Here is a 26,724-nt window from a genome sequence, read left to right on the forward strand (position 1 = left end):
CTATGCTTAAATCTTCCTTAAATATGATCTTCATGCTCTGTTTTGAAAAAAAAATAACATAAAAAAAGACGCTAAACTAGCGCCATTTTTTATAACATTGCCTCTGTTATGACTGTATAAAAGCTGATTTACTAGATTTCACATCATAAACGCCATGAGTTGAACTAACGATGTGGTCTGGTTTTGGCTTGCCACGGCTTTGACGGTGACCCTCCAAATGTGCTTCACTTGTTTCCCATCTCTTCCAGGCTTCTTCTGATTCCCAGCGAATTAACACAATGACTTCTTCATCATGACCTTTTCGTGTTCTTTTCACTAAAACGCTCAAATCGATAAAACCCTCAATTTTTTCAATATCGCCTTCGCCAGTAAAATGCTTTACGACTATGTCTGAAGTACCTTCTTTTACAACAATCGTTTTTGTTTCGATAAACATAAGATTACACTCCCTTTATATGTATCGTTAGTAACATCCATAAATTCCTATAGATCATCATTCTTTCTTTATTTTAGTTGATAAAGATTATCATAGTCAATTATTGAATCATGTAAATTGTAAAACAAGCATATATGGTCGAAAATCAACCGAACCATATATGCTACACGTAAAGTAAGCTATCATTTGCCTATCAATTTTTTTAGCCTAGTCCGTTGCTCTAGTAAAGCTTGATAGTGACGCTCCTGTTCCTGAATATAAGAAGTGAGAAGAACTTCGAGTGCTTGAATGGTGGGGGTATCTAGATAGGTTGTTGGTTCATCTAAAATCATCATATCAATGTCGCTTACCATGATTTTTGCTAAAGCTACCTTTACCTTTTCCCCACCGCTTAACACTCGTACCGTCTTGTAAATGGCATCTTGTTTGAAAAGTAGCCGAGCCAGCACATCTCGTACTGTTTGCTCCGTTTGTCTAGAAGTTTCCTTCACATTTTCTAGAATTGTTTTGTCTAGAGTAAAGGACGTCTAAATTTTGGCTAAATAGCCTATTCTAGAACCACCAGTAAGTTGAATATCTGAGTCACGTCCGACTATCTTTTTTAATAAAGTACTCTTGCCTGATCCATTTTACTGTTGCCATCTCTGTGGGCTTCTCTACTTTTTCTAGCTTCTTCATTCGCGTTTGCACCGACTTCATTGTGCGATGGATCGATTTTTGTTGACTTGCTTTGTGCATTTTCCAGTTTCTTGTTTCTGAGGTACTCATCCGTTTAGACGGTGCTTTTCGAAGGTTATTCGCTATTTGTGATCTCTTTTGGAGAGCGGTTTCTAGCTGACTCACTTTAGACAGGTACTCTTGATGCTTTATCCTTGATCGCACAAACCTACTCCTGTTTTGTCATTATAATTCTCTGCCATACCAGCTTCATTAGCCATCCGACAGAAGCCTGTAACAAACGAAGATTTCGTCCTTCTGTTAGTTGTCCGAAACTTTCTTAATTTAAAAAATTAAGAATGGTGTCTTTTTGTTTGATCCTATTCGACTGAATGTTTTCAGGAACGTTCCTTACAACAAAAAAACCGTCCTCTCCAAGCTAGCTGGAAAGAGGACGGTTCCGTTTTACTATATAACAGAATCAAACCATTGAGGCAGTTTATCTTACTTTGTTTGTAGCATATGGTACTCAATTAAAAAGAAATCTTATTTTCAACAAAGGCTTTCAAATCTGCAATTGCTACGCGTGTTTGTTCCATCGTATCACGGTCACGTACAGTTACCATACCATCTTGCTCGGACTCAAAGTCATACGTAATGCAAAGCGGTGTACCAATCTCATCATGACGGCGATAACGTTTACCAATGGAACCAGATTCATCATAATCTACTACAAAATGCTTGGATAAGTCAGCAAAAACTTTCATAGCAGGTTCAGACAATTTTTTGGACAAAGGGAAAATGGCAGCCTTGTAAGGTGCTAATGCTGGATGGAAACGTAGAACGGTACGACTGTCTCCACCTTCCAGTTCTTGCTCCTCATACGCATCAATTAGGAATGACAACGTTACACGGTCTGCACCAAGAGATGGCTCGATGCAATAAGGTACATAGCGTTCGTTTGTTTCAGGGTCAAGGTAAGAGAAGTCCTCTCCAGAATGCTCCATATGTTGCTTGAGATCGAAGTCCGTACGGTTTGCAATTCCCCATAGCTCGCCCCAACCAAACGGGAATTTGTATTCAATATCGCTAGTGCCTTTGCTATAATGGGACAATTCATCGTCGTTATGATCACGAAGACGAACATTCTGTTCTTTTACTCCCAACGTCAACAACCATTGGAAACAATAGTTACGCCAGAACTCAAACCATTTCATGTCCTCGCCTGGTTGGCAGAAGAATTCAAGCTCCATTTGTTCAAATTCACGTGTACGGAACGTAAAGTTACCTGGTGTGATTTCATTACGGAAGCTTTTACCGATCTGTCCGATACCAAATGGCATTTTCTTACGCATAGTGCGTTGTACATTTTTAAAGTTTACAAAGATACCCTGTGCCGTTTCTGGACGCAGGAAGATTTCATTCGTACTAGATTCTGTTACACCTTGGAACGTTTTAAACATCAAGTTGAACTGACGAATGTCCGTAAAATCTTGACTACCACAATCTGGGCAAACAATGCTATGTTCCGAAATAAGTTCCTGCATTTTTTCAAAGGGTAGGCCATCTACAACTAACTCAATGTTGTTTTCTGCAAGTTTATCTTCAATCAGTTTGTCAGCGCGATGACGTGCCTTACATTTTTTACAATCGATCATAGGGTCGTTAAAGTTACCAACATGACCAGATGCAACCCATGTTTTTGGATTCATCAAGATCGCCGCGTCAATACCAACATTGTACGGGGACTCTTGAATGAATTTTTTCCACCAAGCCTTTTTAATGTTGTTCTTTAGCTCAATACCAAGCGGACCGTAATCCCACGTATTAGCAAGACCCCCATAAATTTCGGATCCTGGGAATACAAATCCTCTGTGTTTGGCAAGAGCGACGATTTTGTCCATGGTTACACTCATTCTCTAAAACTCCTTTTTATCCAAATAAGTATTGAAAAGCTCTCGTCCCTTCCAAAATATACGGGATGAGAGCCTATGCTTCGCTTAACAGTCAACAACATAATAATCATGCCGTTTACCAGTACATATGTATGACTTCCTAGCTTTGCGCTTATCCCAAAGAGACAAGACACCAGTAATTTTAGCCTACATAAACTCTCTTAGGTATTGTAAACCATGTATTACATGTTACATTGTTTACGCCCAAAATTCAATTGACAGTTAACAGAATCCCCGATAATCTTTACGACGTTTTGATTTGAGTAACGATTAGAAAGGCATTTCCGAATACGCTTATCCAGAAATGCCTTCCTGTGTCTCTTATGATTCAATTCGTTTCGATTACAAGTAGATTACTCTTTAATCATTGATTCATCCGCTTCTGGCAGAACGACTGGTTTAATCTCTACGCGCTTAATGTGATTAACATCCTTTTCCAGAATGCGCAATTCATAACCCTCAAACACGATTGGCACATTTTTGCGTAAATCTGGATTTTGCATTAGCATCCAGCCTGCAATGGTATCTACATCTTCATCATCCATACACAGATCAAACATCTCGTTTACTTCGCTAATCAGCACTTTGCCATCAACAATTTTATGGTTCCAGCCCACCTCTTGAATGCGAGGGCGTTCATCTTCGTCATATTCATCACGGACTTCGCCGATTATTTCTTCAATAATGTCTTCCAAGGTGACCAATCCAGCTGTACCACCATATTCATCATACAAGATAGCCATTTGAATACGTTTCTTTTGCATTTGTAGCAAAAGGTCGTGGATTGCCATGGTCTCTATCACTTTTAAGACAGGACGTGTAAACTCTTTCAAACTGGTAATCTGCAACTCGCTCTCACCCAAGCTATGAATGAAAAAGTCTTTTACGTTGACAATACCGACTACATCATCCTTATCTTCGCCAAAAACTGGGTAGCGCGTATATTGTTCAGATTTTAAGGTTTTAATATGTTCTTTAATGGGGTCTTCAAGATATAGACCTACCATTTCTGTCCGCGGTACCATAATCTCCTTTGCGAGACGGTTATCAAATTCAAAGATGTTATTCACATATTTAAATTCGGTTTGATTAATTTCACCGCTATGGTAACTTTCCGATAAAATCAGTCGTAGCTCTTCTTCTGTATGAGCCACTTCATGCTCAGATGCAGGTTTTAGACCGAACACTCCGGTAAGTAAGCGAGCAGAACCATTCAGGACCCAGATGAACGGGTACATTACTTTATAAAAATAAATTAATGGTTTTGAAAACAACAGAGTAACTCTCTCTGCCTTTTGAATAGCAAAGGTTTTAGGAGCTAATTCTCCAACAACCACATGCAAATATGTCATGGTTCCAAAAGCAATAATAAAAGAAAGGGTGTTGGCTACTCCTACCGAAATGTTCATTCTTTCGAAAAGAGGTTGTAACATATGATGCACAGTAGGTTCACCTAGCCATCCCAAACCCATTGCTGTAATCGTTATCCCCAACTGACACGCGGACAAATATTCATCCAAGTTGGTAATTACCTTTTTTGCTGCTAATGCACCTGGCTTCTTTGCTGCGACCAATTGATCAATGCGACTAGTACGAATCTTGACAATCGCAAATTCTGCCGCCACGAAAAAACCAGTAAAGGCAATCAAAATGAAAACCATGACTAAATTAAATATCTCCAACCAGTTACCTTAATCCATCACTGAATTAAGGTGTTCACCTCCATTGAGTCTTTCTCTCTCTAAATTTTTTCTTGCATGTAAGGCAAAAGAAGTAATAAAGAGTGTAAAAGCGTGGTTCCTTGTACCGACAGTTTTTGCCGGATTTCCTTTTGATCCTCTTCCGACAAAGAATTGATCTGGCTAGCCAGCAAACTCATCTCTTGTTCGAGCTGTTGCATACGCTGGTTCACATCTTTAGTTAATACCAACAATTGATCTGCATTCGGTGCTTCCCGTTTAGTTTCCACCAATTCCTTAATCGCACAGAGCGGCATATGTAATAACTTGCATTGTTCAATCATCTGCAAGATTTCCAAATCACACTCGTTATAATAACGGTAATTGGAAGTAGACCGCTTCGGTTGCAAGAGCCCCAAATTGGTGTAATAATCCACGGTTCGCTTTGAAATGTTTGCCAAAACAGCCAATTCCCCTATACGATACACTGCCCCATCACTTTTCCCCCCTCTCTTCTAAATAATGATGTCACATCAAAAGCGTACAGTCAAACGTGATGGTTGTTCATTTTGGAGAAAAAGGAGCATTTTTAGACTATTTACCAACTTTACCAACCTGACAGACCTTGTTACTCTCTATCACGCTAGCTTTCTTGGAAAAATTCAAATCATTGCCTTATTAAAACTCTCAAACGTTATTGAATATTGGCACGGCTTTGGGTAAAATCATACGAGTATTAAAATATACTAGAAACATGGAGAACGAGACGAAACGACATGAGTACTGCTGACATTCCTGAGAAAACAAAACGCTTTTTTTACCATCCAGTTTGTTGTGTTTGTCGAGATTTACTAGGCATTCTAATTGGTTGCGCAGTGTTTGCCTTCGGAGCTAATACTTTGATTGCCGCACACCAGCTGTTACCCGGTGGTTTAACCGGAATCTGTACCCTTCTTTATCGGCTCACGGGTGTGAGTGTTGGTACCTTATATTTTGTACTAAACATTCCTCTATTGATTCTTGGTTATCTACAAATCGGCAAGAAATTTATTTGCTATACCATTTACGCAGTTGTTTGTATCTCTATCTTCCTAAATGTAATTCCACAAGAACAATTATGGACACATAACATCTTACTCGGTGCTGTTTTTGGTGGGTTCATTGCTAGTATGGGAACAGGTTTTGTACTACGCGTAGGTGGCTCTACCGGAGGAACAGACATTTTAGGCAGAATTGCTGTAAAGTATTTTCAAATTCCGATGGGCGTTTTTGGACTATGTATAAATGCCTTGATCGTGGTAGCTTCATCCTATTTTGGTAATCCAGAGCTAGGGATGTATACGATCATCTCTATGTACATTGGAGCACGGACGGTTGATTTGGTCTTGAATCATATCGATCGCATTACTGTAACCATTATCTCCAAAAAAGGGGAAGATGTAGCCGAAGCGATCACAAAATCAGTTGTTCGACGCGGTGTGACCATTTGGAATGCAAGCGGTGCCTATACACATCAAGACAAACAGGTACTAATGTGCGTTATTGTAAAACACCAATGGTCGGAAACAAAGAAAATTGTGCTTGCTACTGATCCAGAAGCTTTTATTACAGTGGCACCTATTAAACGTATCGTAGGTAACTTTAAAGAGACCTGGTAACCGCCTTTCTCGAATACGATCTATAGTTACATACTATAGCAAGACCCACGAAACAGTGAGATCCGTGGGTCTTTTTGTTATAGCCTTTGTTTTCAGGTTCCAACATTGCCTGTCTATTTCATTATGAATCGTTTTGGCAACCCATTTCCACCGTACTATCCTTCCTTTTTACAAAAATTGAATATGGTGTCGGATCATCAAAACCTGTTTTTTTGGCCAATTTTTTGCTCCCTATATTTTCAGCGTCACAATCCCAGAAAGGGGTCAGTTGATGTAAGAGGCAATGTTTTATAAATAAATGGGCTACAAGCTGTGCTAAACCTAGTCCCCTATGATTTTCATGTGTTTCAATATCAATTTCAGCAACATGCCTACTACTAAAAATAGATGTTCCTTCACAAACGATCTGCCCTTCAAAAAATACACTATACCCAAAGCCGTACTTCAAGTATTGCTCTGTCGATCCCCAAAAGCGAGTATAATACTTTGCATGAAAAAAGGGACTTTTTGAAATAGTTTCCTTGCTTATTCGTTGAACCTGATAGCCTTCCGGTAGTTCAGCATAAAGATCAGTGGAATTGTACACCTCGGAATTAAATGAACGGAATGCATAGGACAGCCTTCCCATCTGGTTACAGTCGTCTCCAAACATGTGAGCAAGGACAGTATCCCATTCTTCTGTTGGAGAAAATATGACGAAGGTAGCATGCTTGTCCTCTTTGATCTTTGTATAATGACTCTCGAAAAAGTCTTGAAATTCCTGATTATTTTTATCCCCCATGATGTAATAAATACCTGAGTCCGTACCAATCATAAGAGTCTTGGGTTCTTCTACCTGATCGACAAATACCATGCCGTCAATATAGTTGTCGACCACTGAATAAGCGAAGGAGGGACAATTTCCTTTGTTAGTTTGCAAAAGGGGATATACTTTATGGTATAAATGCTTTGCTATCTGCAACAACTTCAACACCCCTATTCTTACGTATGTATGTGTTTCTTTTTCTCAAAAAAAAGAACTAGCAGGAAAATACAAAGGGGATACAACCCACCCCAACCGAGAAAAGGATATAAGCACAGCGTAACCACAAGTGATATCCAAGCAGAGACATGCCCCCATTTGTTTCCACGCAGAAGCTTGACCCCTGCAAGACACCCGCCTAAATATGTAGCCATAAAAGTAGCATTTGGTACTTGAATCAGCTTTTCTAGTGAGATAGCACCACTTGCAAGTAACAGTAAAGCTAGCACAAAACCACCACTAAGAAACAGAAGTCCTCCCAAAGGGGCCTGTGTTTGTGGGTGTAATTTAGCCATCCATGCTGGAGCACTTTTAGCTTTAGCTAGCGAAAAGGCGATCCTCCCTGCCGCATTTGCTGGAGAACGATTTATAATTGTTACTATTCTTTCGAACAAAACAACAAGGAACCAACGTTCCTACTCCCTAGACCAAAAAGGCGTGTGCCTTATCTTGCACACACGCCTTTTTGGTGTTCCTATGCTACGATCATCTTTTCATAGATTAGATGTCTCCATGAATAGATTTTTTCATTGCAGCATTCTTTCGGGGTTTCGTCTTCTTTTGTATTTTTGTTTGTGTTTTCTCAGGTGCTTGTATGGTAACAACTTCTTTGCTTTTTGTTTGCATACTGCTAGTCATCTCTTCTGCCCAAACCGGGCTAATTGACAACATGCCCACTGTTAAAAAGCTAGCTGTGAGCGATTGTAATTTTAGACTCATGTAACCCACTCCTTACGTAAGGGATCAATCCCCTATCTATTAAGACGTTTTAAACTCCAAAAGGGTCACATTTTTACCAATAACCATTAGAAAGATCATTCACTTAAGGGCTGTCGAAACATTTGAATACTCTTCAAGTGTTATGCCTTTTTCGTGAATCTCGCCTGCGGCTTCCTTACCAACATACCGAAGATGCCACGGCTCATATTGATATCCCGTAATGGCTTCTTTCCCTTTTGGATAGCGAATAATAAATCCGTATTCGTGAGCATGATCAGCTAACCAGACAGCTTCAGGAGTGCCATCAAAACAATCTTCCGCCGCACATTTTCCTGTGCTTCCAGAAACATCAATAGCAAGCCCGGTTTCATGTTCGCTATGACCTGGTACTGCGCTGTATTTTTTGGCAGCTTCCTCTCCATCTTTTTTCACATATCGAGTAAATAGAGTAGTTTGTGTAGAATGCGAACGATAAGCGGATACCCCTGCCAGCATTATACCTTCCTGCTTAGCTCCAGCAAATAATTGTTGCAGACCATCTGCGGCTTCTTTTCGCATCATACGCTTCTCTATTTTTTCATTAAATAAAAAAGGAACATCTGGATAAACAAGATCTTGAGGTTTGTAGCTATCTGGTAGCTTGTACTGTTTGTTAACTAGCACCTCGACACTATCTGGAGTCGTCACTTGTAATATACTTCCCGCCTTGTCTGTTGTACCCTCAGTAGAAGTAGACGGTGTTGTTGTATTTCCTGAAGCTCCCGTTTTCTCTTTTTCGGTACTTCCCTTACTGTCTATCGACTGCTCTGTTTGCTGACTAGGCTTTGTTCCCTGGGTTTCAGTGGTTTGCGCACTCTCAGTACCCTTAGATGGTGTCTTAGTCGATGTTTCCTCACAACCAACAACCAGTGAAGCAGATAACGCTATGAGTATGGCTGTAGCTGATATGGTGCGTATGCTTTTCATAGTTTCCTTTTTTCCTCCTCTTTCCAAACACAATGCCTGCTCAACTGCTTCATGTGGAAAATCGTTGTACAAAGTAAGTGACGATTTAATTAAGAAAAGGGTTTCCTTATTTTTAAAAAACAACCCCCTAAAAATAAAAAAGGCGATGTAAATTGAACACTCTGACCAACCTGATCAACATACAATAAAAGCACCTACAGGAACGTGGGGGAACAGCAAAACCCGCCGGGACTAATGCCGGCGGGGAATAAACATGTCATACCGTTTATCATAAGAAAAAGCGCTCATGTTAGCAAGGAATTAAATCCATCCTCTCGCTTTCATTCCTTCTGTAATACGGAGTAAAGAGATCATAAAAGCGGCTGTTCTTCTGTCTGTTTGATATTGTTTAGCGATTTGACTTACTTCCTGATAAGAGCGCACCATAACATCTTTCAATTTTTCATTTACTTCCGATTCCGACCAGTAAAAGTTCATGAGGTTTTGCACCCATTCAAAGTAGGAAACCGTTACTCCACCTGCATTGGCTAAAATATCAGGAATGACTAGAATGCCCTTTTGTTGCAGAACCTCATCTGCTGCTGGCGTCGTAGGTCCGTTTGCAGCTTCTGCAATAATTTTAGCCTTAATTCGATCTACATTGGCTGCTGTAATTACATTTTCTAAAGCGGCGGGAATCAAGATATCCACTTCTACTTCCAACAATGCATCGTGCTCAATAAGACTAGCGCCAGCCACACTCCCTAAAGACCCTGCTTCTTTGGCTGCAATAACATCAGGAATATGCAATCCTGCCTCTGCGTAGATAGCTGTCTTAGAATCACTCACAGCCACTACTTTGGCCCCCAATTCGTGCAGCAGACTTGCAGCGATTTGCCCAGCATTGCCGAAGCCTTGAATTGCTACAGTTGCATCTGTTGGAGACATGCCTTTTTCATGTAAAGCTTCTAAGATGGTATACACACATCCACGCGCTGTAGCCTCATTTCTACCTTTTGACCCACCAAGAATAAGTGGTTTCCCGGTAATAACCCCCGGTGTGATCGCCCCTTTTAGGCGACTATAAGTATCCATCATCCATCCCATTACTTGTGCATTTGTGTAGACATCAGGAGCTGGAATATCTTTTTCGGGTCCAACTACATCGTGAATTGACTCCATAAATCCTCTACTGACACGCTCCAATTCTCCCTGACTCATAGTTCGCGGATCACAAATGACCCCACCTTTACCACCACCATACGGTAATTGCACCACACCGCATTTAAACGACATCCACATAGAAAGAGCTTTGACCTCATCGAGCGTTACTTGTGGATGAAAGCGAATTCCTCCCTTAGTTGGCCCAATGGCATCATTATGTTGCGAGCGATATCCATCGAATACACGAACAGATCCATCATCCATTTTCACTGGAAAAGAAACACTGACTACACGTTTAGGCTTTTTTAAAATCTCTACCGCTGCACGAGGAAGATTAAGTAATTTGGCAGCATTCTCAATTTGCTTCTGAACGATTTCGTACGGATTTAAGTTTTCAGTCATTTCTGTCGTCTGTTGTGCCATGGTTTCTCCCACTCTCTTTCTCTACTATGATAAAGGAATTCTTACATTGTAAAGGAATAATGCAAAAAAAGGAACATAAAACACCTATTATTTTTTGATTTTACTGATAATTTTCGCACTCTTGTAACATTTCTCTTCATCTCTTAGTATGTAGGATTTTGCTATCTGTATACATACGAGGGGTTTTTTGTCTCTTTTTGCGCTTTCCCAGAAAATAAAGAAAGGATTTCCCAAGTAATCTAGTAAATTGACTGGAAGTTTACTACAATAAGAGGAAGAATATCAAAAAATGAGAGGAGTTTTTCGACATGGATTGCTTATTTTGTAAAATTATTCAGGGAGATATCCCTTCTAAAAAAGTGTACGAGGATGATGATGTCTACGCGTTTCACGATATTAATCCCATTGCACCAGTACATATCCTCGTAATCCCCAAAAAACATATACCATCTGTTATGGGATTGGATGAATCAGATAAAGAACGAATTGGTAACCTTCACTTAGCCATTCAAAAAGTAGCTAAAGAAGCTGGTTTGGAAGAAAATGGATTCCGTGTCGTGACAAATACGGGAAAACACGGACAACAAACTGTCTTCCACTTGCATTACCACATTGTTGGTGGCAGACAATTAGAATGGAACATGTAGGATAATCTTTTCACACAAAACAAATAAAAAAACACACAAACCAGCAAGAACAAGCTGCTTTGTGTGTTTTCTTCATATATAGGTACAACATCTGTTTTATGACTATTGTTCCGGCTGGGAAGCTGCTAAGGTCGGTTGCTCTGTTTGTCCAGGCTTTTGTAACTTGAGTTTAAACAGCGGAACCACAGCAAAGACACCTACTACAAAAAGTAATCCTGCTATTTGATAGCTTCCTTGCAACGTAAATGTTTCTTTTACAACGCCCGATACGCTCATCATCACAACCATCATACCTGAAAATAGAGGGCTGAGCACCCCATTTACCCTGCCAACAAACTCTTCTTCTGCTGAAACTAGGATCAAGGTATTGACCCCAATATGAATACAGGGGAAGAATAACCCATTTATAAATTGAAAGGCAAGTGCTATGGCAAAGCTTTGTGAAAAGCTAATCCCAATTACGGAGATAGCGCTACTAATCATACCAATCGCTAACAGCTTCTGAGCGGAAACTTTTTTAGAGATCGTCATCACTATTGCCCCACCTAATAGCATGGCTACTCCATTGGTCATCAAAAACCATTGTAAGTTCTCTTTAGGTAATCCTAACTGCTCTACTACCACAAATACACCCAATGGTTGCAATAACCCCACGGCCAAGCCTGCCACAATGAAACAGATACTCAGAGTTCTCAATACATATTTTGACCATACATAACGAAACCCATCGCCCATCTCTTTTAAAATGCTTGTAGTAGCATCGTTCTTTTTGGGCATCTGATCGACTGGTAATTTATACAACACAGCGGCTGATAACAAGAAGGCAAGCCCCGTCAGAGCAATCGAAACGTCAATGCCAAAGCTCTGAAATACCATGGTACCAATAGCCGGTCCAACAATCATGAAGATACCCATCAATGTTTGAAACATGGCCATCCCTGCTTGCAATTGCTCTGCTGGAACATGCTGTTTAAACAGTTTCATTGCCGATGGTTGAGAAAATTGAGACAAAATAGCAGAAAACAGCGTGACAAAGAATATCGCTTTCCAAGACCCAAACATGAGAGTAAGCAGAACACAAAAAACAGAAACGGCACTTAAAATATCACACCACACCATCGTTCTTTTTGGTCTCCAACGGTCAGCAAACGTCCCACCTATAAATGAGAAAATAAAGATAGGGGCAAATTCTGCTACAGAAATCATGGAGACCGCATAAGGATCATTATTGGTAACTTCCATAACATACAAGAGAATAGCAAAATTTCGCACCCACGTGCCGAGCTGTAAAAATACTCCCGATAAAAGAATAACGCGTATAAATGGATTAGATAAAATATGCGGTTTTTTTACGGTTTCCACCTGATTCCCCCCTTTTAGAGATACTTCTTAACAGAAGCATCTCTATATCCTAACACATCTGTTTTGTTGAATACATGATTTTTTTCGTAACTTTCATCCAGGAACAAAAATGCGAAGCCCATATACAGGCTTCGCACTTTTGTTCCTTATGACGTACCTTCTATTTTATTTTGCTGGTGGTTGTAACTGGGATATTACCGCCTTGGTTACCCGAGTAATGATCTCTTCCATTTGTTGTTCATCTATTTTGACAGTCAGCGGTTGGGCTGGGGTTGTAGCATGTTCAGATGGAAAGCATACATCCATACCTGGTGGACAGATTACACCTGTTGGCGTTTCCCCCTGCAATCCCATTTTCTCTCGCAAAGCTACCAGCTCTTTTACTCGTTCTATTGACAATTGTCGTGTCCCGTTCATTTGTCTTGCAATCCAGTTAATTTTCGCGGTAAATTCAAGCGACTCCATTAAGTAGTAGGCAGATTGAATATCTTTTCCCCACGTAAGTGCCCCGTGATTTTCTAGTAAAACTCCCTGATGGTTCATGACATGTGGGGCAATGGACTCAGGAAGAGCTTGCGTGGAGGGCGTCGCATACTTCGCTACCGGTATCGTACCGAGTAACACTACCGATTCTGGCAAAGTTGCCGCATCTAATGGTAGACCTGCTATAGCAAAAGCAGTGGCATACGGAGGATGAACATGAACGATCCCACCAATATCTGGACGCATTTCGTATACTTTTAAGTGCATTTTCATCTCGGAAGTAGGGCGTAGCTCACCTTCTAAGACCTCCCCCAGTAAATTCACTTTTACCAACATATCTGGTTGCAAAGCTCCTTTACTTACACCAGTTGGTGTGATCCAAATCTCGTTTGAAGAGAGACGAACCGAAATATTTCCATCGTTAGCCGCACCAAAGCCCTTTTCGTATACTTTACGTCCAATCTCACAGATATCCTGTTTCACTTTAGCTTCATTCTTCATCTGTTCGTTCGTTGGTTCGTTCATGATCAGCTTTCCTCCTTGTTTCCTGTAGATCAGTCTAGTTGCTTTCTGTAGATTCTTGGAACAGCTCAGCCAAAGCTTTTTCGTAAGGAGCCCGTAAAATCCCTTTCTCCGTAATAATCGCTGTTATCAATTCGTGCGGAGTAACATCAAAGGCAGGGTTAAAGACTTTGACATCAAGTGGGGCCGTTTGCTTTCCAAACCCTTCTATAATCTCGCTAGCTTCTCGCTCCTCAATCGGAATTTCGGCTCCCGTAGCTGTCTCTAGATCGATCGTAGACATTGGAGCTGCCACATAGAACGGAATTCCATGAGCCTTGGCAAGTAATGCTACTCCATAAGTGCCGATTTTGTTAGCCACATCACCGTTCGCAGCTACACGATCGCACCCCACTATAACTGCTTGTACCCATCCTTTAGACATAACCATTGCGGCCATGTTATCCGTAATCAACGTAACATCAATGCCCGCTTCATGCAGTTCCCACGCAGTTAAACGTGCCCCTTGAAGCAAAGGACGCGTCTCATCGGCAAATACCTTGATGTTCCATCCTTTTTCTTTTGCTAAATAAATGGGAGCGAGCGCTGTACCATAACGCGCTGTAGCAATTCCACCAGCATTACAATGAGTCAACACACCCATGCCATCTTCAAACAATGTTAATGCATACTCACCAATCATGCGGCATGTTTCTTCGTCCTCGTCACGGATTGCATGTGCTTCAGTTACTAGACGCTGCTTAATTTCTGCAACAGGTAGGTTCTGATCTGTCAAGGCTCGTTGCTCCATGCGGTTTAATGCCCAAAACAGGTTGACAGCTGTAGGTCTTGAAGATGCCAAATACTCTTTTTGTTGTATGAATGTATTGTAGAATGCCTCGAAGGAGTCTTCTCGTGCGTCAAGAATTCCTAGTAATAAGCCATAAGCGGCAGCAATCCCAATCGCAGGTGCCCCTCTTACCTTTAACTCCTTAATGGCAACCCAAGCATCTTTTATATTGTCTATTTCTAAAAATTCTTTCAAAGTTGGTAATTTCGTTTGATCCAAAATAAATAATGTGTTGTTTTCAAAGCGAACCGATTGAATAAACGCTGCCATGCTTTAGTCTCCCCCTTCTTGCAAACGGCCAAATCCGATTCGAATGACGTGGAATTGACTGTTTGTCTTCTATCTATTTATAGCAAAAAAACAGAAAGTTTTCTGCTACTAATCAAATAACACACAAAACCACATAATCAAACACTTTTAATGACCGATGACTTGATTTTACTAATCTAATCCCTTACTTTCAACCACTTTCCATCCCTTTCTCAAAACTTTATTTCTGTTTTTCCATTCTACTTCTCTTCCTATAGACACAACGATTCAAATTTCTTTTCCTTCCATCTTTTTTTACAACGTTATTTTTGGTATCCTTTTTGGCAAGAGGACAGATCATTACCTTAAGGTGGATGGGGACAGATCATTGTTTTGGGAGGTATTATGTTAGCAATCGAACGTCGCAAAAAAATTATGAATACACTATTTGAACAAGGAAATGTCATGGTAACCGAGCTTAGTAAACAATTCACCGTTTCTGAAGAGACCATCCGTCGTGATTTGGACAAATTAGAGAAGGAAGGTATTTTGATCCGTACTTATGGAGGCGCTATTTTAGAAGATGGCCTACGTTCCGACTTTCCACTCTGGGTACGCGAAAGCTACTATGTCGATGTAAAGGAAAAACTGGGAGAAAAATGTGCCCAGCTCATTAAAAGCGGCGATACAATCATGCTCGACTCCAGCACCACTTCATTGTATATTGCCAAAAAAATAAAAACCAAACAGAATCTTACCGTTATCACCAATTCATTTAAGGTCGAGTTAGAGTTGTCTGACACTGAGCATGTAAAACTGATATCTACAGGCGGAACCTTACAACGTCGCTCCCTTTCCTATGTTAGCCACTCAGCAACACGTACTCTTTCCCATTATTTTGCCGATGCTTCCTTCGTCTCCTGTTCAGGTCTTCATCTGCAACGAGGCGCTACGGACTCCAACGAATTTGAAGCAGAAATCAGAAAGCTTATGTTAAAAAATTCTGAGCAAAAAATCTTAGTGTTAGATCATACTAAAATTGATAAAGCAGGTTTTACTTTAATTACAGACTTTCATGGCATCACTAAGGTGATTACAGACCAAGCGTTATCTGTAGAATGGCGTCAGCTGTTGAATAGACATAGCATTGAGATCGACGACGAGGATATAGGCACTACTCCCTCTGAAGTAAATCCTACTTCTTAATAAGGATTTCAAAGAAATAGAATAAAAACGGCAAACCCCTAGGCTAAGTATGAAAAAACGTAGCTCCTGCTCCACGAAGGTACGGAACTACGTTTTTTCGTTTTTTATAACACCCTTACAAGAAAATCCCAGCAATCGCGGCATTTAGCAGGGAGGCCAAGGTTCCAGCAATGATAACCTTCATACCAACTTGTGCAATTTCACTACGTCGTTCGGGTACAAGTGAACCTAATCCACCAATTAGCATTGCCATAGAACCAAAGTTAGCAAATCCACAAAGTGCAAAGCTTAAGATCGCTACTGTTTTTGGCGCTAAATTTGCCATGTTTTTAGCCATATCAATATAGGCTACGAACTCATTCAATACAATTTTTTGCCCAATATAAGAACCCGCTTGAACAGCCTCAGACCATGGTACCCCTACTGCAAAAGCCAGCGGTGAAAAGAGGTAACCAAAAATCTTTTGCAGGGTTAATTCAAAACCAAACAATCCCCCAACATAGCCAAGCAAGCCATTCGCCAAAGCAACCAATGCTACAAACGCCAACAGCATCGCTCCTACATTAAGTGCCAAATGCAGACCATCTCCAGCTCCACGTGCTGCTGCATCAAATATGTTAGTTGCTTCATTTTTTTCCAGCTTTACATCCCGATCTTTCATATTCTCGGTTTCTGGGAAGAATAGCTTGGCAATAACCAATCCAGCAGGTGCTGCCATAAAACTCGCTGCTAACAAATATTCCATCGGGATGCCTAACAAGGAGTAAGCTGCAAGCATCGTACCTGCGATAGAGGCAAGTCCACCGGTTAGTACAGCAAACAGCTCTGAACGAGTCAATTGAGCTAAGAAGGGACGAATAACCAACGGTGCTTCCGTTTGTCCCACAAAAATATTTGCTGCTGCTGACATAGATTCAGCCTTACTTGTACCTAAAATTTTAGAAATACCGCCACCAATGTATTTAATAAAAAGTTGCATAATGCCTAAATAGTACAAAATAGAAATTAATGCTGCAAAGAAAATAACCATCGGTACTACATTAAATGCTACGACAAACGAAATTTTAGAATCAGGAGTGTACAGTCCGCCAAAAAGGAAGGTGATTCCTTCATTTGCATACCCAATAATGTGGTTCATTACATCAGTGAACTTACTTAACGCAGCTCGACCTGCTTCCCACTTTAATACAATGAAGGCAAAAAGAAACTGAATAGCTAACCCACCAACGATTGGACGCCATTTGATGCCTTTCTTATTGTTACAAAACAGGAACGCAATAAATAGAACAGCCATTACCCCAAGGAGGCCACGTAGAAAATCCATGATGTCTTACACCTCTGTTTTTTATTTTTACATGCTCTTCTTTACCTACTATCTTACATATTTTTAACGATCCCTCGTAATAGCTTGGAAAAGTTTTCTTTTGCTTGACCTGCTGCCTCATATACCTCTTCCGCTGTAATAGGTTGTGGTAAAATACCTGCTGCTAGATTGCAAATACACGAAATGGTCAAAACCTTGATACCTGCATGATTTGCTACAATTACCTCTGGTACGGTCGACATTCCTACTGCATCTCCACCTATCAAACGAGCCATTTTAACTTCAGCTGGAGTTTCAAAGGAAGGACCTGTAAAAGCAACATAGACACCCTCTTTTAAAGGAACATTTGTCTCCTTTGCTACCTGTCTCGCAATCTGAGCTAAGGATTTACAATATGTGGTGCTCATATCTGGGAAGCGATCCCCTAATCGATCATCATTAGCGCCAATCAACGGATTTATTCCCATCAGATTAATGTGATCCGTTACCAGCATTAAATCACCTGGTTGTTGGTCTATATACAACCCACCACTTGCGTTTGTCAATATGATTTGCTCTACTCCCAGCATCCTCATTACACGAATTGGGAATGTTACTGCTTCGACACTGTGGCCTTCATAATAATGAAAGCGACCTTGCATAGCTACAACAGTTTTGCCTTCTAGCTTGCCAATAACTAGCTTCCCTGCATGATAATCAACTGTCGACATCACAAAATGAGGAATGTCTTGATAGGGAATAACAATGGCATCAGCTAACTCATTGGCTAATTCGCCTAGACCAGATCCTAGAATTAAACCGATTGTTGGGGTTTGATCTATTCTTTCTTTAATATACCTGTTAGCTTCATCTATAGCTTCCCACTTATGCATAAGGAACCTCCCTATTGTTCTTCTTTTTATCTTATTATTTTTTATCTCTATGATAACGTCAAAATACCACATTAACAAAGATAAACCAACAATTTGTAACATTTATATTTTAGTTCAATATCCGAATTTAATCAAGTTAAAATAAATAATTGTACGTCTTTTGGCTTGTTAACAAGGTTTTTATACTTTTTCAGCAAAGTTTTTTATGTATTTTACTTGTTTTCCGAAAAATAATCCTTTTAAAGCCATCTCCTTTTACTCTATAATATGAGTATGAAAAGAGACTTTATATTGGTATTTTGTGGATTTTAATAGTAGATACAAAACTAAACATCCTTTTTGCTTCAAAAAGTTTAGTTCAGTTGAAACTCATTTATATTTGGAGGTCAAACAAACATGAAACGAAACATGCAACCAATGAAAAAGTCTGGACTAGCTTTTGTCTTAGCTTTAAGTGTTTTTGCAACTACTCCTGCTGTTTATGCACAGGGAACGTTACCGCTTGCATCTCAAGTAGTAGCTTCTTCATCGAGTGCTGTTCTTTCTACTGAGTATGCTACATTCTTACAAACAAAATATCAGCTCTCCTTTGAAAAGCAGGTAACACGAGGTCAATACCTACAAGCACTGACGATTATACTTGCTTTGGAACCCTCAAAAGAGAGCAAAACCTCATTTACAGATGTAAAAGAAGACTCTACTCTTGCTAAAGCTGTTACTGCACTACATGAACAAGGGATTGTCAATACCACAACAATTAAACCAAACGAATCTTTAACAACTCAAGATGCCATCTCTTATGCGGTTCGTGCGGCTGGTCTAAAAGAGTTAGCCTATACGTACCCGGAAGCCAAAGTAAAAAAAGCCTTTACTTCTGCATCCCTCTCTTACAAAACTGGTCAGCTTCCCATAAAAGTGGCACAAGAGATTGCCGTAGCAATAGATACAAAGCTCCTGCCAGTATCAATTGCTGATGCAGTTGACAAAAATCAAGCTGTTTCTCCTCAAGTAGCGACGATATTGGTCGGAAAGGTTCTTGAATGTAAAGGTGAATATAAGCACTTCCTTGGGTTAACAAGCGATGAGGATATATATGGTAAGATCTATCAATCTTGGAAAACCACCAATTTAATCAAGGCGGAAGAATTACAAAAAGTTGTCGACGAGGCACTGAAACAAGACATCGTGACAGGGTATAACCTCAAGGATAAGAGATTCGCACCACATTTTGACCCGACTCTCTCACTCACATATGGCCATAGCGACATTGAGCATGCCATTCAACTAATCGGTCTGTTAAAAAGTGAAGGCTTGATAGCAAAAGTACAGCTTGAGCCCAAAACCTCTGCATTTATCTATCTGGCTGAATGGGGCCAGCCCGTTATCACACCCGACTATCAAGTAGTAAAAATAGATAACGGAAAATACATTGCCTATTCCAAAGAGTACGATATCAGTTTTGAATTCGCTTCTGTTGCTGATAAAGAAGCCTTTGACAAAGTAGTTCACTCTTATGCAAAAAAAGATAAAGAAAATCAGTCAGGCTTGATTATTTCCTCTTGGTGGCAGCCTCTCTACTTCTCCATGAATGAAATGAAAGGCTACAGGCAAATTACCAATAATTTCATGGAACAAGGCAATTATATTGCTCAGTCTTTCTCACTAAATGATAAATCAGCTCAAGTGGTTGCTGGTTTTAAGAAGATTGATTCCAAGGTAAAAGTTACTTCCTATCCATTTTATGTAGATACTCCATTCTACAACTATCTAACAGGTGATTATAAATAAGAAGATATTTTCCAAAAGCTGGACTTACCCCTGTCAAGTAGACAGCATTAAAAAAGCCTAAGCAGCCAGTGTGTTCCGGTATTCGACCGGGGCACACTGGTTTAGTTTTTTCTGAAATCGTTCATGGTTATAAAACCATATGTACTTTTCAATGGCTTGAAAGAGCTCTTCATCTGTTTTACACTCAGAAAAGTACAATGTCTCTGTTTTGAGATGAGAAAAGAAGGATTCTATGCAGGCGTTATCGAGGCAGTTTCCTTTGCGAGAGTGGCTTCCTCTCACGCCAAACTCCCTCAGTCTCTTATTGTACTGCTTAGACGTGTATTGGAAGCCCTGATCAGAATGCAGGATGGCTTCCTGCACGTCTCTTTGTTTTGCTAACTGCTCCAGAGTATCTAAAACAAGTTTTAAATCATTCCGATGAGAAACCTTCCAGGCAACAACTTCGTTGTTAAAGAGATCTTGGATTACCGATAGGTAATAAAATCGATCGTTCAGTGCTACAAATGTAATATCTGTTACATACAATTGATTTGGTTTTTCGGCTGTGAACTTTCGATTAAGTAAGTTAGGGTTAACAATGGATGCAGTTTTACCAAAAAAGCGCCGTTTCTTACGAATGATGGACTGAACGTTCATCTCCTTCATCAACCGATATACCCTCTTGTGATTCACAATAAATCCTTTCTTTCTCAATGCAATTCGCATTCTTGGATAACCGAAGTATGGATGTACACGATGAATCGCCATCATATGTTCCTTTATGAGTTTATTATGTTGTTGCCTTTTTGCACGTTCTTCTTGCGTATGTTTCCACTTGTAGTAACCAGCGCGGGAAACTTTGGCTATCTCCACTAACCAAGTAACAGGGTACTTCCTTACCAACTGATCAATAACCGCAAACCGAGCTACTTTTGAAACCCACCCTCCCCGTGTAGATTTGGATAACGCTTTTTTAAGTATTCTACCTGCGCTTTTAAATAATCTCTTTCCTCTTCCACGTTAGTGAATTTTGTACGTGGACGCCCTATAAAAGGATTATCTCTTTTAGATGTTTTACCTCGTTGATCCTCTAAACCATCTCCGTCTCGGTATTTCCTGACCCAATTCTTGATCTGAGTAGGACTAGGCACTCCCAATTCTTTGGCAATCGCTTCATAGCTGATCCCTTTTTGTTCGTAAAGAGCAATAGCCTTCTGTTTAAATTCCATCGTATATCGTTGAAATGTTTGTCCTTTTTTAGCCATACGAAAAATCCCCTCCGAGGATAGTGTAGCACCCACCGCTAGGTGAGTGGGCTTTTTACACTGTCTACTCAAAGGGGATAATACCAAGCTCTGCTTACTAGCAGGGCTTTTTTGTTATTTCCCCCTCCTATCTCATGCTTTCGTAAAAACAGTGCATACTAGCATTTGAGCACGCATTTCCCGAACAGGTAAAGAAAAAGTCAGATCAGAAAGGAGTCCTTCATGCTACGGAAAATCAGCTATGTATTGTCCCTTCTGCTTGTCTTAGGCATCTTGGTTCCGCAGGCTTGGACTGATACTCTTCATGCAGAAGAGACACAACTGCTTTTTGTTGATAAAAAACCAATCATGGATCATTTCTCCTCCCATGAGGTTACCATTCGGCAAAAAAATCGGGATTATTATGAAAAACGTGGGGAAGCCATTTGGGATCTGCCCACAGAAAAGAAAGCAATTGCTCTTACCTTTGATGATGGACCCAATGAGTCCTACACCCCACAAATCTTAGAATTATTAAAGAAATACGGAGTTAGGTCCACCTTTTTTACGGTCGGTACTCGTGTTCAAAAAAATCCCAAGTTGGCACAACAAATGGTACAGCAGCATCACGAACTAGCAAACCACACACTCACTCACCCAGATATGAGACGTCTTTCTAAACAGCGGATAAAAAAAGAATTGGAAACCGCTCAATCCATTATTCACACAACGACAGGGGTAGCTCCTACTCTGTTTCGTCCACCTGGTGGTAGTTATAACGAAAAGATTGTAGGAACCGCAAAAGATATGGGATATTTGGTTGTCATGTGGTCCTGGCACCAAGATACAAAAGATTGGACAAACCCTGGTGTACAAAAAATCGTCAATAAAGTCCTGACAAATGTACGGAATGGCGATATCATTCTATTCCATGATCACGGTGGGGATCGTCAACAAACCGTAGATGCTCTGAAATTAATTTTGCCGGAGCTTAAAAAACGCGGCTTTGAAATGGTCACGGTATCAGAGTTAATTGGCATACGGAATCAGTATCCGGTTAAGGCAAATTTACCTTCTCTTCTCCCAACGAAAATGAATAAATAAAGGTTATTCACCTGTCAGCACAGAAAAAACCGCCATAGCTGTGGTGGCAGCATGGCGGTTCAAGTGTGTGGGAGGATTCAGTTTAACAAATGATGCTTCAAAATGGTATTAGTTGGCCTTGCTTTTGGAAATCAGCGCATCGTTCTTTGACATTATAAAACAACTTTTCGCTTGTTGCTGTGAAATGGTTTGTTATCTTGTTTTTATCAATGTGTCTTAGATGTAGTTACTTTAGTTGTTGCTTTGGTAGCTGCTTTGTTTGTGATGATCGTACTCTGTTTCTTTTGAACACCAACTACCTTAGCTTTTTTACTGTTTTTCTGAGGTGAATGGCCCTTTTTGATGCTTACATTTTTACTACCTTTTGAATGAGTAACTTTGCTTGCCTTAGCCTTTACTACACCCGTTGTTTTCACCTGGGTTGCATGAGTAGCTTTGGTGACCGGTGTTGTCGTTCCTGCTGGTTTTTCCTGAGCAAAAGCTGCTCCAGGTATCAGAAGTGAAGCGGCCAAAACAGTGGTTGTCAAAGTTTTTTTTACGTTTCCCATTCGTAATCCCTCTTTTCGTAATCTCTTATTTGAGACAACGTCAGTATAGTCGCATATTTAGGTAAAAAAAGGAAAAACAAAAGGAAAACCTGTGGAAAAATGGTACTGTGTAGTATTCCTATTTGAGCTTCTTTCATAGGTACTGTTGAACTGTATTCTCCCACACAAATCCTGGTGCAAATGGTAACATTCGCTAAGATGGTACCTATGCATACTCTCTGACCGATTTAGTTACAAAAAGGTTGCAGGAACAACTGTCTATTTATATAGACCAAGGGTAGATGATTCTTCTAGTACTCAATCAAAAAAGCATATGTTGGGACACACTGTAAGCCATGTCCCAGCATATGCTTTGCTTTTACTGATGGTTATTTTGTTTTAAATTTCTCTGGATAAAAACCTTTTGCCAGTATTTCTACTGCTCTCACATTTCGAACACCTTCAAAAGCATCGGAGAGCGGCAAGCTCACAAATCGCTTATTCTTAATAGCAGGTATATCGGCAAGTGCTTTATTTTCTAATAGGTATTTAATCTTTTCCTCTGCACTTGGTTGGTCATAATCATTGATTACAATGACATCAGGAGCACGCTTAATAGCTTCTTCCCAGCTTACTTCACTCCATGATTTTTCTAAATCACCAAAAACGTTTTGTCCACCAGCCATCTCTATCAAACGTGTTTCGAGTGAATTTCCTGTTGTATAAAGACCTGAATTTACACTGTCAAAGACCAATGCTTTGACTGGCTGTTCTATCTTCCCTATCTTTTGCTGGATGGCTTGAATATCTGTTTTCATCTGTGTCACAATTTGATTAGCTCGATCTTCCACGTGCAGAATCTTCCCCAGTTGTAACATATCCTCATACACTTCGTCGATAGTCGGATGTTTTGATAACGTTCCTGTAATGGTGTAAGCTGGGATACCGATTTTTTCTAGCTCAGCAACACTGCCAATGCCTTTAGCCGTAAATGCAGAGCTTCTGCCAACAACGAAATCAGGCTCCACACTTAGAAAAACTTCTAAAGAAGGGTACTGTTTAGACAAGAGTTTGATCAAATCATATTTTCCCTTGTATTCAGGCAATACTTCATCGTCAGGATAAGCAGTACCAACCATTACATCTTGCACACCTAGCGCTAGCAACATTTCAGTAATATGCTGATTCATACTGACTACTCGCTTAGGTGCCTGTTCAAACGTTAGCGTATGTTCCCCATTCGTAATTTGCATTTTCTCAGACGTTGGTTGGACATTGGATGTTGCTTGAGGAGTTGCTTCGTTTCCACAGCCACTCACAAGTAGCGTAAGACCTGCAAACATAGCAATCATCATCCGCTGACCTCTATTCATGAGGCCCTGTTTCTTCGTTGTGGCATTTCGAATGTTACGTTTGTTCATCTCGTTTTCCTACCTTTTCATATCATTTTTTCAACTATGAGCATTGGTCTGGTGTCATATAACTTATGTTAACTCTGCCCGTACTTGGATGAATGGTTACTTCTGTTTGAATCTTATAGACTTGCTCTAAAATATCAGGTCTAAGCACTTCCTGAGGGGTTCCTGAGCAAACCACAACCCCTTTTTCTAAAACATAGAGACGATCACAGAACATAGCAGCCAAGTTCAGATCATGTAAGGCAGCCAGTACGCTTTTTTGCTGTTGTTTCAGCAAATGTAGCATCCCCAGCTGATGATGTATGTCTAAATGATTTGTTGGTTCATCTAGCAATAAAAGATCGGTCTCTTGTACAATGGCCCTTGCCAGTAAAACACGTTGTTTTTCCCCACCGGACAAACTTAAATAACTGCGGTCTGCCTTGTCCTGCAAGCCTACTTGGGCTAGTGCACGATCTACTAAAGCTACGTCATGCTTATTCTCACTCTCCCACATACTTTTGTGTGGAGAACGTCCCATCATTACAAGCTCGTATACATTAAAATCAAATTGAATCTGTGTCTCCTGCACTACCGCACTCAACTCTTTTGCCAATTGTTTCTGGTGATAGCGTCCAAGTTCTTTTTCAAGTAGCAGGATACTGCCTGCAGTGGGAGAGAGAGTCCGATATACTTGCTTTAAGAGAGTGGATTTACCACTACCATTAGGGCCAAGTAGCCCAACGAATTCTCCTTTTTGCACATGCAAATCTATGTTATGCAATATACCTATTCCCTGGATCTCATACCCCACTTGCCTTAACTCGACATGTTTGTCTACTCCCATTTTTGCGGTCACATTAGCTTCCTCCAAACGTGTACGCTTTACGACGAAGTAACCAGATAAAAAATGGACCGCCGCATAGCGCTGTGACTATTCCTATCGGCAATTCCTCAGGTGCGATGATCAATCTTGCCAGCACATCTGCCCAGATCATAAAAATGGCTCCACCACAGGCACATAGGGGAATAAGTCTCCTATGATCGGAACCCACCCACAGCCGAAAGATATGCGGTAGCATTAAACCGACAAACCCAATGCTACCGCTTACAGCAACCAACAACCCCGTCACAAGGGAAATAGTAATCAGAAGAATCTTACGCATATTTTCTGGTTGTAAACCCAACAGCGTAGATGTTTCTTCCCCTAAAATCAACAAATTTAAATTTCGTGCGTTCATCCACAGAAATAGAAAAAAAGAAACTACCGCAATGGTTGGCAATACAAGTGAGTCCCATTTGGCCCGGGTAAAGCTTCCCATCATCCAGTACAAAACACTAGAAAGACTTTCTGCTCGCGGAGCCAGCATAATAAAGAAACTAGTTAGTGCTGACAACATGATAGAAACAGCTATCCCAGCTAGCAAAAGGCGAATTAACTGTACTCTTCCCCCTACCAGAGACAAAAGAAACACTAATACAATGGAAGCTAAAGCGCCTAAAAAAGCAGCAAAAGAAAGCGCATACGAACCAAATACTCCTAAACTACCAAATAACAATACCGCTGTCGCCCCCACCGATGCCCCCGATGAAACGCCCAAGATATACGGATCGGCTAAAGGATTACGTATTAAGGCTTGAATGGCTATCCCTACGATGGACAAGCCCGCTCCCACAACAGCAGACAATAGGACACGAGGCATACGAATGTCCCAAATAATATGCATCTGAGCTTTGGGCACATCAGTTGTTATCCACTGTTGGACAATGGGAAGATGAGAACCTATCACTTTCCATACAGTGACTGGGTCAATTTGCACTGGTCCCAGTATGACTGCAACTGTCATTGATAAAAACAAAACCACGCCGCTTCCTATCAATTTTGCTATCCAGGTTTTTGAAGAATGCTTACCTATACTGTTAATTGACGTTGGGGCTGTCGTGGCGGATTGTTGCATACTTCTTCCCCCCCTGTGTAAATCAAAATAAGCAAAAACATGTTTACAGTAAGAAAACTTGGCGATTGCCAAGCTTTAGGTGCCGATAGCGTCGTAGTTGGACCAATATGATCCCCAATAACATTTTATTCTTTCAGATCAAACAAAAAAGCATCCGCTCCAGAGGAGACAGATGCTTGGGGTTTTTTGGACAAAACAATTCCTTATAGGCCTATGTACAATAACACAACACGACCTGCCCAAACACCTGCCCATCCTCGTGGGAGTGTTACATTTTACGGCAGGTCTCCTGGCTCATGAGTCATCGCGCAATCATCCTACCTTCCCATTCCTAGCCCAAGCGAACAGTGGTATGCTTAGATGTTGCTCCTCATTTACAGTGGCGGGACCGCATCGGATTTTCACCGAACTTCCCTTTTAAGTCTGATCCTTGAATCAAACACCGTAACATGATGATATAAGTATGTAGCAATTGTCTGGAGTGTAACACGAGTTGGTGGAACATGGCAAGACAATGGTGAAATTGTGATATGTTTGTAAGAATTTTGTAAAATTTTTACGGAATGTTTGTA

General features: G+C 40.5%; 25 protein-coding genes, 1 pseudogene and 1 riboswitch. Of the genes and pseudogenes, 5 read left to right on the forward strand and 21 right to left on the reverse strand.

Going from position 1 to position 26,724, the window contains the following annotated elements:
• Nucleotides 1–106 precede the first annotated feature (106 nt).
• From EEL30_19525 to EEL30_19550, 6 genes are all read right to left on the reverse strand, one after another.
• Nucleotides 107–436, reverse strand: a complete 330-nt coding sequence (locus EEL30_19525; protein QDX94277.1) for an antibiotic biosynthesis monooxygenase — start codon at nt 434–436, stop codon at nt 107–109.
• A gap of 182 nt (nt 437–618) precedes the next feature.
• Entirely contained in the window at nt 619–939 is a 321-nt protein-coding gene (locus tag EEL30_19530) for an ABC transporter ATP-binding protein (protein ID QDX94278.1), read from the reverse strand.
• Between the two features lie 79 nt (nt 940–1,018).
• On the reverse strand, nt 1,019–1,318 hold the full coding sequence (locus EEL30_19535) for a hypothetical protein (GenBank protein ID QDX94279.1): 300 nt from the start codon (nt 1,316–1,318) through the stop codon (nt 1,019–1,021).
• A 308-nt stretch (nt 1,319–1,626) separates the two neighbouring features.
• The gene (locus EEL30_19540) at nt 1,627–3,009 is read right to left on the reverse strand and encodes a glycine--tRNA ligase (protein ID QDX94280.1); all 1,383 of its coding nucleotides are present in this window, start codon (nt 3,007–3,009) and stop codon (nt 1,627–1,629) included.
• 392 nt (nt 3,010–3,401) lie between these two features.
• The gene (locus EEL30_19545; protein ID QDX94281.1) at nt 3,402–4,730 is read right to left on the reverse strand and encodes an HlyC/CorC family transporter; all 1,329 of its coding nucleotides are present in this window, start codon (nt 4,728–4,730) and stop codon (nt 3,402–3,404) included.
• A gap of 59 nt (nt 4,731–4,789) precedes the next feature.
• On the reverse strand, nt 4,790–5,215 hold the full coding sequence (locus tag EEL30_19550; protein ID QDX94282.1) for a MerR family transcriptional regulator: 426 nt from the start codon (nt 5,213–5,215) through the stop codon (nt 4,790–4,792).
• Between the two features lie 288 nt (nt 5,216–5,503).
• Here EEL30_19550 and EEL30_19555 point away from each other — a divergent pair, with 288 nt between their 5' ends.
• On the forward strand, nt 5,504–6,385 hold the full coding sequence (locus EEL30_19555) for a YitT family protein (GenBank protein QDX94283.1): 882 nt from the start codon (nt 5,504–5,506) through the stop codon (nt 6,383–6,385).
• A 121-nt stretch (nt 6,386–6,506) separates the two neighbouring features.
• Here the strand turns inward: EEL30_19555 and EEL30_19560 are convergent, their stop codons facing one another.
• The 5 genes and pseudogenes from EEL30_19560 to EEL30_19580 all read right to left on the reverse strand — a co-directional run bounded on the left by EEL30_19560 (nt 6,507) and on the right by EEL30_19580 (nt 10,658).
• Complete coding sequence (locus EEL30_19560) at nt 6,507–7,349, reverse strand: GNAT family N-acetyltransferase (protein ID QDX94284.1); 843 nt, start codon at nt 7,347–7,349, stop codon at nt 6,507–6,509.
• Nucleotides 7,350–7,366: 17 nt separating this feature from the next.
• Nucleotides 7,367–7,759, reverse strand: a pseudogene (locus EEL30_19565) (amino acid permease).
• A gap of 148 nt (nt 7,760–7,907) precedes the next feature.
• On the reverse strand, nt 7,908–8,126 hold the full coding sequence (locus EEL30_19570) for a hypothetical protein (protein QDX94285.1): 219 nt from the start codon (nt 8,124–8,126) through the stop codon (nt 7,908–7,910).
• 99 nt (nt 8,127–8,225) lie between these two features.
• A complete protein-coding gene (locus EEL30_19575) occupies nt 8,226–9,092 on the reverse strand; it encodes a D-alanyl-D-alanine carboxypeptidase family protein (protein QDX95829.1) in 867 nt (288 codons plus the stop codon).
• 300 nt (nt 9,093–9,392) lie between these two features.
• Nucleotides 9,393–10,658, reverse strand: a complete 1,266-nt coding sequence (locus EEL30_19580) for a Glu/Leu/Phe/Val dehydrogenase (protein QDX94286.1) — start codon at nt 10,656–10,658, stop codon at nt 9,393–9,395.
• A 308-nt stretch (nt 10,659–10,966) separates the two neighbouring features.
• Here EEL30_19580 and EEL30_19585 point away from each other — a divergent pair, with 308 nt between their 5' ends.
• Nucleotides 10,967–11,305, forward strand: coding sequence for a histidine triad nucleotide-binding protein (locus tag EEL30_19585; protein QDX94287.1), 339 nt, complete (start codon nt 10,967–10,969; stop codon nt 11,303–11,305).
• A gap of 102 nt (nt 11,306–11,407) precedes the next feature.
• On the opposite strand, the gene EEL30_19590 is transcribed toward EEL30_19585, so the two are convergent.
• From EEL30_19590 to mtnA, 3 genes are all read right to left on the reverse strand, one after another.
• A complete protein-coding gene (locus tag EEL30_19590) occupies nt 11,408–12,667 on the reverse strand; it encodes an MFS transporter (protein QDX94288.1) in 1,260 nt (419 codons plus the stop codon).
• Between the two features lie 165 nt (nt 12,668–12,832).
• Complete coding sequence (locus EEL30_19595) at nt 12,833–13,675, reverse strand: class II aldolase/adducin family protein (protein QDX94289.1); 843 nt, start codon at nt 13,673–13,675, stop codon at nt 12,833–12,835.
• 34 nt (nt 13,676–13,709) lie between these two features.
• Entirely contained in the window at nt 13,710–14,771 is a 1,062-nt protein-coding gene (gene mtnA / locus EEL30_19600; protein ID QDX94290.1) for an S-methyl-5-thioribose-1-phosphate isomerase, read from the reverse strand.
• Nucleotides 14,772–15,155: 384 nt separating this feature from the next.
• Here mtnA and EEL30_19605 point away from each other — a divergent pair, with 384 nt between their 5' ends.
• Nucleotides 15,156–15,956 (forward strand): DeoR/GlpR transcriptional regulator, encoded by an 801-nt coding sequence (locus tag EEL30_19605; protein ID QDX94291.1) that lies wholly within the window; start codon nt 15,156–15,158, stop codon nt 15,954–15,956.
• A 115-nt stretch (nt 15,957–16,071) separates the two neighbouring features.
• Here EEL30_19605 and EEL30_19610 read toward each other — a convergent pair whose 3' ends face one another.
• Nucleotides 16,072–17,280, reverse strand: coding sequence for a NupC/NupG family nucleoside CNT transporter (locus EEL30_19610; GenBank protein QDX94292.1), 1,209 nt, complete (start codon nt 17,278–17,280; stop codon nt 16,072–16,074).
• Nucleotides 17,281–17,333: 53 nt separating this feature from the next.
• Nucleotides 17,334–18,152: a purine-nucleoside phosphorylase gene (locus tag EEL30_19615; protein QDX94293.1), complete on the reverse strand. Its 819-nt coding sequence runs from the start codon at nt 18,150–18,152 to the stop codon at nt 17,334–17,336.
• Nucleotides 18,153–18,548: 396 nt separating this feature from the next.
• Between EEL30_19615 and EEL30_19620 the strand changes: the two genes are divergently transcribed.
• A complete protein-coding gene (locus tag EEL30_19620) occupies nt 18,549–19,940 on the forward strand; it encodes a hypothetical protein (GenBank protein QDX94294.1) in 1,392 nt (463 codons plus the stop codon).
• A 57-nt stretch (nt 19,941–19,997) separates the two neighbouring features.
• Here the strand turns inward: EEL30_19620 and EEL30_19625 are convergent.
• Nucleotides 19,998–21,187 (reverse strand): IS3 family transposase gene (locus EEL30_19625; GenBank protein QDX94295.1). Its coding sequence is split into 2 segments (ribosomal slippage): nt 19,998–20,887 and nt 20,887–21,187, totalling 1,191 coding nucleotides; the frame shifts between segments, so codons are not numbered across the junction.
• A gap of 222 nt (nt 21,188–21,409) precedes the next feature.
• Between EEL30_19625 and EEL30_19630 the strand changes: the two genes are divergently transcribed.
• Nucleotides 21,410–22,270, forward strand: coding sequence for a polysaccharide deacetylase family protein (locus EEL30_19630; protein QDX94296.1), 861 nt, complete (start codon nt 21,410–21,412; stop codon nt 22,268–22,270).
• A 206-nt stretch (nt 22,271–22,476) separates the two neighbouring features.
• Here the strand turns inward: EEL30_19630 and EEL30_19635 are convergent, their stop codons facing one another.
• The 4 genes from EEL30_19635 to EEL30_19650 form a co-directional block, all read right to left on the reverse strand.
• Complete coding sequence (locus EEL30_19635) at nt 22,477–22,818, reverse strand: hypothetical protein (GenBank protein ID QDX94297.1); 342 nt, start codon at nt 22,816–22,818, stop codon at nt 22,477–22,479.
• A gap of 368 nt (nt 22,819–23,186) precedes the next feature.
• Nucleotides 23,187–24,218: an ABC transporter substrate-binding protein gene (locus EEL30_19640; GenBank protein QDX94298.1), complete on the reverse strand. Its 1,032-nt coding sequence runs from the start codon at nt 24,216–24,218 to the stop codon at nt 23,187–23,189.
• Between the two features lie 34 nt (nt 24,219–24,252).
• Entirely contained in the window at nt 24,253–25,053 is an 801-nt protein-coding gene (locus EEL30_19645; GenBank protein QDX94299.1) for an ABC transporter ATP-binding protein, read from the reverse strand.
• A gap of 1 nt (nt 25,054) precedes the next feature.
• Complete coding sequence (locus EEL30_19650) at nt 25,055–26,152, reverse strand: iron ABC transporter permease (GenBank protein QDX94300.1); 1,098 nt, start codon at nt 26,150–26,152, stop codon at nt 25,055–25,057.
• Between the two features lie 261 nt (nt 26,153–26,413).
• Nucleotides 26,414–26,614, reverse strand: a riboswitch (cobalamin riboswitch).
• Nucleotides 26,615–26,724: the final 110 nt, after the last annotated feature.

The organism is Brevibacillus laterosporus, assembly GCA_007833815.1.
GTDB lineage: Bacteria > Bacillota > Bacilli > Brevibacillales > Brevibacillaceae > Brevibacillus_B > Brevibacillus_B laterosporus_D.